Origin of the sequence: Micromonospora sp. MH33 (assembly GCF_003013775.1) — a bacterium.
GTDB lineage: Bacteria > Actinomycetota > Actinomycetes > Mycobacteriales > Micromonosporaceae > Micromonospora > Micromonospora fulviviridis.
Genome location: NZ_MUYZ01000254.1, coordinates 1 through 10,148 on the forward strand (window position 1 = coordinate 1; position 10,148 = coordinate 10,148).

General features: G+C 74.6%; 10 protein-coding genes. 5 read left to right on the forward strand and 5 right to left on the reverse strand.

Annotated features, from left to right (window positions below):
• The 4 genes from B0E53_RS27925 to B0E53_RS27940 all read left to right on the forward strand — a co-directional run.
• A partial coding sequence (locus B0E53_RS27925; protein ID WP_246835632.1) for a helix-hairpin-helix domain-containing protein occupies positions 1–388 on the forward strand: 388 nt, incomplete at its 5' end.
• Between the two features lie 213 nt (positions 389–601).
• Complete coding sequence (locus B0E53_RS27930) at positions 602–1,804, forward strand: low temperature requirement protein A (RefSeq protein WP_107078752.1); 1,203 nt, start codon at positions 602–604, stop codon at positions 1,802–1,804.
• Positions 1,805–1,922: 118 nt separating this feature from the next.
• Complete coding sequence (locus tag B0E53_RS27935) at positions 1,923–2,129, forward strand: hypothetical protein (RefSeq protein ID WP_091305815.1); 207 nt, start codon at positions 1,923–1,925, stop codon at positions 2,127–2,129.
• A gap of 230 nt (positions 2,130–2,359) precedes the next feature.
• Complete coding sequence (locus B0E53_RS27940; RefSeq protein WP_107078753.1) at positions 2,360–3,319, forward strand: TIGR03557 family F420-dependent LLM class oxidoreductase; 960 nt, start codon at positions 2,360–2,362, stop codon at positions 3,317–3,319.
• A gap of 97 nt (positions 3,320–3,416) precedes the next feature.
• Here the strand turns inward: B0E53_RS27940 and B0E53_RS27945 are convergent, their stop codons facing one another.
• The 3 genes from B0E53_RS27945 to B0E53_RS27955 form a co-directional block, all read right to left on the reverse strand.
• A complete protein-coding gene (locus tag B0E53_RS27945; protein WP_168215425.1) occupies positions 3,417–5,519 on the reverse strand; it encodes an APC family permease in 2,103 nt (700 codons plus the stop codon).
• An 82-nt stretch (positions 5,520–5,601) separates the two neighbouring features.
• Positions 5,602–6,003: a hypothetical protein gene (locus tag B0E53_RS27950; protein WP_107078754.1), complete on the reverse strand. Its 402-nt coding sequence runs from the start codon at positions 6,001–6,003 to the stop codon at positions 5,602–5,604.
• A 131-nt stretch (positions 6,004–6,134) separates the two neighbouring features.
• The gene (locus B0E53_RS27955; protein ID WP_107078755.1) at positions 6,135–6,986 is read right to left on the reverse strand and encodes a dienelactone hydrolase family protein; all 852 of its coding nucleotides are present in this window, start codon (positions 6,984–6,986) and stop codon (positions 6,135–6,137) included.
• Positions 6,987–7,109: 123 nt separating this feature from the next.
• Here B0E53_RS27955 and B0E53_RS27960 point away from each other — a divergent pair, with 123 nt between their 5' ends.
• A complete protein-coding gene (locus B0E53_RS27960) occupies positions 7,110–7,658 on the forward strand; it encodes a CGNR zinc finger domain-containing protein (RefSeq protein WP_107078756.1) in 549 nt (182 codons plus the stop codon).
• A gap of 81 nt (positions 7,659–7,739) precedes the next feature.
• Here B0E53_RS27960 and B0E53_RS27965 read toward each other — a convergent pair whose 3' ends face one another.
• Both B0E53_RS27965 and B0E53_RS27970 read right to left on the reverse strand, forming a co-directional pair.
• Positions 7,740–8,510, reverse strand: coding sequence for a DUF5995 family protein (locus tag B0E53_RS27965; protein ID WP_107078757.1), 771 nt, complete (start codon positions 8,508–8,510; stop codon positions 7,740–7,742).
• A gap of 112 nt (positions 8,511–8,622) precedes the next feature.
• A partial coding sequence (locus B0E53_RS27970; RefSeq protein WP_168215426.1) for a response regulator transcription factor occupies positions 8,623–10,148 on the reverse strand: 1,526 nt, incomplete at its 5' end.

A 10,148-nucleotide genomic window follows, 5' to 3' on the forward strand; every position in this document is an offset into this window, starting at 1 on the left:
CGAGCCGGTGGCCGTGCCGGCCGAGCCGGCCGCCGTGGAGGCCGAGCCGGTGACCGAGGCCGAGCCGGGCACGCCGGTGGTGGTGCCCGCGCCGCGCGCCGCGGTCGAGGACGCCGCTCCGGCCCAGGTGGACGACGCCGCCCCGGACGACTTCCGCCGGATCCAGGGCATCGGGCCGAAGCTGGCCGCCGCCCTCCAGGCCGCCGGCATCCGCACCTACCAGCAGCTCGCCGAGCTGGACGAGGCGGCGCTGCGGGAGACCGTCAAGGCCGCCGGCCTGCGCGCCGCCCCGGGCCTGGCGACCTGGTCGCAGCAGGCGAAGGTGCTGGCCGGCGCCCGTGCCGAGGCCGAGCGGGTGCTCCCGGTCGGCGCCGGCGAGGACGCCTGATCCGACCCGCGGGCCGGTGGTGACCGTCGGTCACCACCGGCCCGCGGCGTGTCCGGCGGCCGTCGAGCCGGCCCGGCCCGTGCCGGGACACCGGCGCGGCCTCCCGGACGAGCGCGAATAGGGAAACGCGGCACGGGTCCGGGCGGGCGTCGCTACGGTCGGTGCAGGGCCGGACGGCCCGCCGCGCCGATCCCGCCACCGCAGGAGCAGCTCGTGCCCACCGCCACGCCGGAGCAACCCGCCGAGCGGCGGCCCCCGGTGCGCGATCCCGAGGCGCCACGCCGGGTGACCCTGCTGGAGCTCTTCTTCGACCTCGTGTACGTGGTCGCGCTCTCGCTCATCTCGCGGGGCCTGGTCACCGAGGTGAGCTGGGAGCGGGCCATCCAGTCGCTGATCATGCTGATGGCGATGTGGTGGACCTGGGCGATCACCACCCTGGTCACCGACATGTACGACCCGCAACGTCGCGAGATCAAGCTGCTGATCGTCGCGGTGATGTTCGGGGCGCTGCTGATGACCACCGCCATCCCGGAGGCGTTCGGCGCCCGCGGGCTGGTCTTCGCCGGGACCTACGTGGCGATCCATCTCGGACGCGGGCTGTTCCTCATGCCGGCGGTCCGGCACGACCGGCACACCCAGCGCCGGGCGGCCCGCATCTTCAGCTGGTTCGCGATCTCCGCGATCCCCTGGCTGGTCGGCGCCAAGCTGGGCGGCCACGCCCGCGAGACGTGCTGGGCGCTGGCCCTGGGCATCGACTATCTCGGCTTCCGGCTCGCGTACCCGGTGCCCGGCCTCGGCGTGGTGCCGGACGACCAGCGCACCGTGACCGCCGAGCATCTCTCCGAGCGCTACCAGCAGTTCTTCATCATCGCGCTGGGCGACGCCATCCTGGTCACCGGCACCGTCTTCAGCCTGCACCACTCCGAGACGGAGAACATCGGCGCGTTCGCCATCGCGTTCGCCACCACGCTGCTGCTCTGGCGGATCTACGTGCACAAGTCCGGCGAGCTGCTGCCGCACGCCATCGCCATGGCGAAACAGCCGGCCAGGTTCCTGAACTCCGCCCCGTACACCCACCTGCTGATGGTGGCTGGGGTGGTGACCAGCGCGGCGGGGTTCGACCTCGTGCTGCTCGAACCGACCGGGCGCACCCCGCCGGCCTGGCTGGCGGTCCTCCTCGGCGGGCCGGCGCTGTTCCTGGTCGGTCGCGCCGCCTTCGAGTACGAGGTGTTCAGCCGGGTGTCGTTCTCCCGCCCAGGCGGCATCCTGGCGCTGCTCACCATCGCGCCCGGCCTGCTGTTCCTCGCGCCGGTCTATGCCGCCCTCGGGGCGATGCTGGTGCTGGTCGGGGTGGCGGTCGCCGACCACCTGCGCAGCCGGGGCCGGCCGCCGGAGTCGCCCGCGCCGCCGCACTGAGCCGTCTCGCGATGGTCGGAATCGGCCGCGCCGCCACCGGGGCGCCGTTTGACCGTTCACCCGCTCTGGGTACATGGCCTCCACCTCGAATCCACCACAACCCCAGTGGAGGCAACCCATGCGCGGCACCTCGATAGTCGGCGTCCTGGTCGTCATCTGGCTCGTCATCGGCGCGATCGCCGCCGGCCAGCGCGGCTACTACGGCAATGACGACACCAACTGCGCCGAGGCCGGCACCATCCTGGTCACCATCGTGGCCGGCCCGCTGAACTACATCGGCGCCAACCCCAAGGTGGACTGCAAGCTTCCCGAGCCGTCCAAGTAGGCCCGACCGCGCACCACCCCGGCCCGCGCCCGCTTCCCCGCGGCGCGGGCCGTTCCGTGCCCGGCGCGTGCCGCGGCACCACCTCTAGGCCGTCCTAGGAGGCTGGGTTCCTCGCCGTGGCGTTCCCGCCCCGGCGGATGGCGGCGTCGGGCGCGGGTGGTGCGGCGTTTGCCGGGTCGCGGGGTGGGAAGGGCAGCGGTCCAGCCACGCGGGGGACGGAGACCAGGGCGATGCAGATCGGCTACAAGCTGGCCTCGGAGGCCTTCGGCCCACAGGAGCTCATCCGGCAGGCCGTCCGCGCGGAGCAGGCCGGCTTCGACTTCGTCGAGATGAGCGACCACTATCACCCGTGGCTGGAGGTGCAGGGGCACTCCTGCTTCACCTGGAGCGCGCTCGCGGCCATCGCCGCGAAGACCAGCACGCTCGGCCTGGCCACCGGGGTCACCTGTCCCTCCGTCCGGTACCACCCGGCGATCATCGCCCAGGCCGCGGCCACCATGGCGCTCATCTCCGACGGGCGGTTCACCCTGGGCGTTGGCGCCGGCGAGCGGCTCAACGAGCATGTGGTCGGCCAGGGCTTCCCGAGCGTCCGCGGCCGGCACGAACGGCTGCGCGAGGCCCTGGAGATCATCCGGCTGCTCTGGCAGGGCGGCTACCAGTCGTACGAGGGCCGGCACCTCCAGCTGGAGGACGCCCGGGTCTGGGACCTGCCGGAGACCCCGCCGGTGATCGCCGTGGCCGCCAGCGGGCGGTCCTCCGCGGCGACGGCCGCCGAGCTGGGTGACGGGCTGTTCGCCACCGAGCCGAAGTCGTCGATCGTCGCGCACTACCGGGAGGCCGGTGGGCAGGGACCGCGCTACGCGGAGGTGCCGCTGGCCTGGGCCCCGGACGAGGAGCAGGCGGTCCGCGCGGCGAAGGAGACCAGCCGGTGGGCCGTCACCGGGTGGAAGGTGATGAGCGAGCTGCCCAACCCGGTGAACTTCGACGCGGCGACGGTGTGGGTCGAGGACCAGCACATCCGGCGGCAGTTCTCGGTCGGGCCGGACCCGGCGCCACACCTGGCGAAGGTGCGGGCCTACGTCGAGGCCGGCTACGACCACATCGTGCTGCAGAACGCCGGCCCGGACCCGGACGGCTTCCTCGACTTCTGCGCGGACGACTTCATCGCCCGGGTACGCGCACTCGCCTGACCGGGGCGCCGGTAGCCGGGCGCAGCCCGGTGCGGGTGGCGGTGGGCGTACCCCTCGGGAGGTCGGACCGGGACGGGCCGGCGGCCGGCGGCGGAGCTCAGCCGCCGACGTGGATGCCGGGGCGGCGGGTGGGGTCCGGCTCGGACTTGCGGATGATCTCCCGGACCACCGGCGGGGTGTCGCCGCGACCGAGGATCAGGTAGCGCAACAGGTGCGCGATGGGGTTCCCCTCGGACCACTCGAAGTGGCAGTGCGGGCGGATCCCGGTGGCGTCGCGCAGCGCCAGCAGGATGGCCGCGATGGCGTTGGGCGCGGCCGGGCTGCTGGCGCGCAGGATCCGGTATCCGCCGACCTCCACCCCGTTCACCCGCAGCACCTCACTGAACCGCGAGGGGTCGGTGACGTCGATTTCCAGGAAGAGCACGTCGGCGGCGCCGGGCACCGGGTTCATGCCACGCTGGGCGCGCTCCTTGACCCGGTACTCCTTCAGCGAGCCGCTCTGCCGCTTGTTGGCGATCAGGTGCAACCGGCCGTCGTGGGCGATCGAGTCGGCGACGAACCGCCGCGCCGCGGCGTCGAACTCGATCCGCTCGGCGCGCAGTTCGGTCGTGCGGGACACCCGGGAGATCAGTGAGACGGCGACGATGCCGGCGATGAACAGGCCGGAGATGGTGATGCCGTCGGGTTTCTCGATGACGTTCTCGGTGAGCGCGTAGAGCAGCACCAGGGTGAGCACCGCGAAGCCGGCGGCGGCGAGCCGGTGCCGCGCCCGGTACGCGGAAATGGTCACCGCGATCGCGCCGGAGACCATCATGGCCAGGATGCCGGTGGCGTACGCGCCGGCCTGGGCGTTGACGTCGGCCCGGAAGGCGACCGTGATGGCGATGCTGATCGCGGTGTAGACCAGCACCACCGGACGGACCGCCCGCCCCCATTCGGGCGCCATGCCGTAGGAGGGCAGATAGCGGGGCACGATGTTGATCAGGCCGGCCATCGCCGAGGCGCCGGCGAACCAGAGGATGAAGATGCTGCTGATGTCGTAGACCGTGCCGAACGCCTCGCCCAGGTGCTCGTGGGCCAGGAAGGCCAGCGCCCGGCCGCTGGCCGCCCCGCCCGGTGCGAACGCGTCCGCCGGGATCAGCACGGTGGTGACGAACGTCGTGGCGATCAGGTAGACCGACATGATCAGCGCGGCGGTGGTGAGCAGCTTGCGGGTGTTGCCGATCCGGACCGCCAACCGCCGCTCGGCGTCACCCTCGCCCCCCTGCACCAGCGGCATCATGCTCACCCCGGTCTCGAAGCCGGAGAGGCCCAGCACCAGCAGCGGGAACGCGAGCACGCTGGTGGCCAGCACGTCACCCGCCCCGCCGACCCCGGTCAGCCGGTCGGTCCAACCGGTGAGGGTCCCCGGGTCGGCGGCGACCTCTGCCAGGCCGGCGACCACGATCACCGCGTTCAGCGCGAGGAAGACCGCCACGAGGGGGATGGCGACCTGCACCGCCTCGCTGAACCCGAGCAGGAACACCCCGCCGAGGACGAGCAGCAGCACCACGGTCACCAGCACGGCGGCCGTGGTGCCGTGCGGGAAGGACTCGGGCAGGATCGGGTTCTCCAGCAGGTGCACTGTCGCGTCGGCGGCGGAGAGCGTGATCGTGATGATCCACGAGGTGGCCACGAAGCCGAGCAGCACCAGCACGAACAGCTTGCCGCGCCAGAACGGCAGCAGCCGTTCCAGCATCGCCACCGAGCCCTGCCCGTGCGGGCTCTCCCGGGCCACCCGCCGGTACATGGGCAGCATCCCGAACAGGGTCAGTGCCACGATCAGCAGGGTCGCGAGCGGGCTCAGCGCGCCGGCCGCCACCGCCGCGATGCCGGGCAGGTAGGACAGGGTGGAGAAGTAGTCGACGCCGGTCAGGCACATCACCTGCCACCAGGGGTGCGCCCGCGCCTGGTGCTCCCGGGTTTCCGGGCCGACCGGCTGCACCCGGTGCTGGAACAGCCAGCGGCTCAGCCGGCCGGCCGGTTCGGCCGGCCGGACCGGGCTCTCCACCTGCTCCGGCAGCGTCGCGGTCCGGCGGGCGCGCTCGCCGCGCTCCGGGTCGCGGGCGGCGCGCAGCGCCCGGTCCGCCGCGGTCGACTGCGCGTGGTGGCGGCGCCCCCGCGTCCGCCGGGGCTGCGCCCCGTCCCGTCCTTCCGCCATCTGCACCCCTTCAGGCCCTGACCCGACCGTAGGCGGTACCCAGGGCACGGCCCGACGGAACCGGGCAAGCGGGAAAAGATGATCAGGGCGGGCCGGCCAGGGCGTCGCGCAGCGCCTCCGGGTCGGTCACCGTCACCGTGACGGCCGGATGTCGCGGCCAGGGGCCGGGGGCGAGCGCCGGCACCGGGGCGGCGAGGCGGAGACAGACCCCGGCGGCCACGCTGGTGCCGAAGGTGACCCCGCCGTCGGCCAGGGACAGGTGCGGGCCGACGGCCCGCCACCAGCGGTACGGTCCGCCCAGCTCGACTCCCCTGACGTTGTCCCGGGCGGTGCGCAGCCGCCACAGGCCGAACCGCACGGTCAGCTCCTCCGGGTCCAGCTCGACGCGGGCGGTCTCGGGCCGCACCCCGAGCAGGGCCAGCGGCAGCCGGAACGCCGGATCGAACCGGAAGGCGAAGCGGCGGACCGGCGCGGTGTGCGGCATGGCGCCCGGGTACCCGGTCGGGCCGGACCGACACCCGGTCGCGCCGCCGGCCCGGGCCGGCCCACCGCTCCCGTGCGCGGGGCGGGGCCGGCCGGCGCTCCCGGCGCCGGCCGTCCCGGTGGTCCCTCGGGTCAGCCGCGCAGTCCCAGCCGGCCGGCCAGCCAGGCCTGCCGGTCGTCCCGGGTGCGGGCAGCGCCCAGGTCGTGCTCCTCGTCCGGGTAGAGCGACACCTTGGCCTGCGGCGCCGCGGCGGCGAAGGCGGCGCGGGTCTCCGCGCCGACGAACCGGTCCGCACCGGCGAACTGGAGGTACGCGCCGGCGCCGAGGCGCCCCACCAGGTCCACCGGGTCGAGGCCGGCGAAGACCGCCTGGTACGCCGCCCGCTCCCCCTCCGGCAGCTGGAGCCAGAAGCGGTCGAACCAGTTGGCCCAGGTGGCGTCCGGGGCGAGCAGCACCGCGCGGCGCAGCCCCGGCTCCCGGGCGGCCAGGTCGACGGCGTACATGGCGCCGTAGTCGTGACCGACCACCGCGGTGCGCCTCCGGTCCACCCCCGGCTCGGCGAGCAGCCGCCGGTACGCCGCCCGCACGGCGTCGAGCTGGGCGGTGACCGCGGCTCGGTCCCGGGCGTCGCCGACCGGGTCGCCCGCCCACGGGAACGTGAGCTGCGGCAGCACCGACACGACGCCCCGGCCGGCCAGGGCGGTCGCCTCGGCCAGGAACTCGCTGCGGTCCTGGTTGGCCCGACCGGGCTCGAACCAGTGCAGGTCCAGCACCCCGGCCAGGCCGCCGCCGGCGCGCTGCGGCCGGACCAGCCAGGCCCGGACGGCCGGCTGCCCGGCGACCGGGATCTCGATGTCGCGGACCACCGTGGCCGCCGCGTGGTCCGGCTCGGCGGGCGCCTCCGCCTGGGCCCCACCGGCGCCGGCGACCGCGCCGGCGACCACCAGCGCCGCCACGGACACGAGGACGGGCAGACGTCGCATACGCCACCTCCATAAGTTATTAAACGCGTTTAATAACTGACGACGGTAGGATGGCGTGCGGCGATCGGTCAAGTGCGAAGGGACGGCGGGCGTGTCGGCGACCGGACGAGGGAGGAGGCGCGGATGAGCGCGGTGCCACCCCTGGAACCGGCGCTGCGCCTGGCCGTCGCGCTGCTGCACAGCTACTGGGTGCTCCAGGACCCGGTCGACCAGCTGTCGGTGGCCCGGCTAAGGGCCGCCGCCCGGGAACTCGGCCTCGCCGACGTCGCCGAGCCGCTCACCGAGGCGGACCTGCCGCGGCTGCGCGAGTTGCGCGACCAGCTCCACCGGGTCTTCGCCGCCCCCGATCCGGCCGCCCGGGTGACCACGCTCAACGAGGTGCTGGCCGACGTCAGCGCCGGCACGGTGATCGAGGCCGGGCCCGACGGCGCGCTACGGCTCACCCCGCTGCCCCGGCCCGGCCCGGTCGGGCCGTTCGCCGCCCTGGTCACCGGGGCGCTCGCCCGGGCCGCGGCGGCCGGCGGGGCGGAACGGTTCGGGGTCTGCGCGGCCGACGGGTGCGACGCGCCCTACCTGGACCGGACCCGCGCCGGCCGGCAACGGTACTGCTGCGAGCTGTGCAACAACCGGGCCGCCGCCGCGGCGTACCGGGGGCGGTCCCGGCGCGGCTGACCGGTACGTCGAGCACGCGCCCCGGGCGGCGTCCCCGCGCCCCACGCCCGGACGGCGAGACGCGGGAACCCCCCGTCCCGGCTACTGGAGGAACGCCCCGAGGGGGGACAGCAGCAGCCGGCCGAGCAGCGCGGCGTTGTCGTCCAGCCGCATCCGCTCACACTCGCGGGCGTCCGGGTCGTGCCGGCAGCGCCAGATCTTCTGCGCGTTGCGCCAGGCCACGTTGCGGGTGTACTCGACCAGTTCGCCCTGGTACCAGTCGTCGATGTCGCCGTTCACCATGTCGATCATCAACTGCCAGTGGTCCAGGTAGCCGCGGCGCAGCTCCGGGATCCGCTCAGCGAAGATCTTGTTGATCTCCAGGTAGTCGTGGTGCTGGTCGCTGCCGTCGACCGGCTCGGACTCCAGGCTGTCGAAGGTGGTCACCAGCGCGAACGGCAGGTCGTAGTTGATGTGGGCGTTCACCCCGGCGGCGGCCGACGGCAACGGCCGGGCGTCCGGGCCGCGCATCCGCTGGAACAGGCACGACCAGGCCTTGGGGGTGCTCGGGTGGGAGTCGGTCCAGAACCGCAGCGCGTCGAAGTAGCGGGCGGCGAACTCCACGTCGAGCCGGGCCAGGAAGGCCGGGTCGGTGAAGCGGTCGTCGTACAGCCCGTCGAGCACCGTGGAGGTGATGACCAGGTAGAGCTTGTTGAAGTCGGCCAGCGGGCAGCTCTCCTCCAGCGGAGGCAGCCGGACCAGCAGGTCCTGGAGCTTGGTGAGATGGTCGACGACCGCCGGCACGTCGGCGGGGTGGTCGGCGAGCAGCCCGACGATGTCCTGGTGCACAGGACCCCAAACCGGTTCGGTCATCTCTCCTCCACAGTGGTCGGCGCCCCCCACGACGCCACCCGGTGACGCAGGACAGCCTTCCAGCCGGCGTGTGCCGGCCGGATCAGTAGAACGACGTATTGCCGACGTACGGCTATTCGGGGCGGTTGCGCAGGAAGATCGCGCTGGCCTGCACCCGCGTGCGGACCTGGAGCTTGTCGAAGATGTGCGACACGTGCACGCCGATGGTCCGCTCGCTGATGAACAGCCGCTGGCCGATCTCCCGGTTGGTCAGCCCCTCGGCGACCGCGGCGAGCACCTCCCGCTCCCGGGGGGTGAGCACGTCCAACTCGTCCACCGCGGGCGCGGCCGGCGCCGCGGACCGGGGCCGGGGCGCGGGACGGGCGGCGGCCGGACCCTCCGCCAGGGGCACCCGGGCCCGCCCGGCCAGGGTACGGATCTCCTCGCTCAGCGGCACCGCGCCGAGCGCCTGGGCCGTCTGGTGGGCCTGCCGCAGCAGCTTGCCCGCGGTGGCCACCCGGCTGCGCCGGGCCAGCAGGGCCTCGGCCTGCCGCAGCCGGGAGTAGGCCGCCGGATAGGGGTGGTTGCGCCGGTCCCACTCGGTGGCCGCGCGGGCCCACAGCTCCGGGTCGCCCCGGCCGTCGTCCAGCCGGCTCAGCTCGGCGGCGCAGAGCGCCAGGAAGGCGTCGGCGACGTACCGCACCGGGGCGCCCGCCTTCCCGCTCTTGCGGGTCACCCGCTCGACCACCTCGCGCAGCCGGCGGACCGCGTTCGGGTCCACCTCGACGGTACGGCTGGCGGACGCCTCCGCCTCCGCGCGCAGCCCGTGCCAGGCCAGGGTGGCCAGCACGATGACGTCGTCGGAGCGGCTCTCGGTCAGGCCCCGCTGGACCGCCTGCCGGGCCAGGTCGTGCCGGCCCTGCCACATGGCCAGCCCGGCGCGCAGGATGAGCATCGGCAGCACGTGCCGGGCCCCGCCGCCGGCCAGCACGGTGGCGACCGCCTCCAGGTCGCGATCGGAGGCCTCGACGTCGCCGTAGCCGACGGAGAGCCGGCACCGGGCGAGCAGCAGCTCGACCGCGTCGGCACCGGACGGGCGGTGCCGCAGCGCGGCCGCGACGACCTTCTCCGCCTCGGCCCACTGCCCCACCCGGAACAGCCCGTTGGTGGCGATGGCCAGCAGCCGGGTCTCCCAGGTGCGGCCGAGCCCCAGCTCAGCGACCCGCTCGGCGCCCCGGCGGGCCACCACCACCCCCTCCTCGAGGATGTTCAGCGGCCCGGTGAGCAGCTCGGCCAGGTGCAGGTACGCACAGGCCACGTCCTCCGGCTGGCCGGAGCGCTCGGCGGTGTCCAGCGCCCGGCGCATGACCGCCAGCCCGGCGTCCGGGTCCTCCAGGTAGGCCTCGCTGAACCCGAGCGCGGCGCTGGCCAGCACCACCTCCGAGGCGGCGCCCTCGACCTCGGCGGCGAGCCGGAGCGCCTCCCGCGCCTGGTCGCCGGCCTCGGCGTAGCGGCCCAGGTGCAGCAGCAGCTCGGCCAGGTGGGCGGCGGCGGTGGCCCGTTCCCGGGGCGTGCAGTCGGCCGCCGCGAGCACCTGCCGGTACTCGGCCTCGGCCGGTGCGGAGCGCCCGGCGGCGGCCAGGTAGCGGGCGCGCCGGA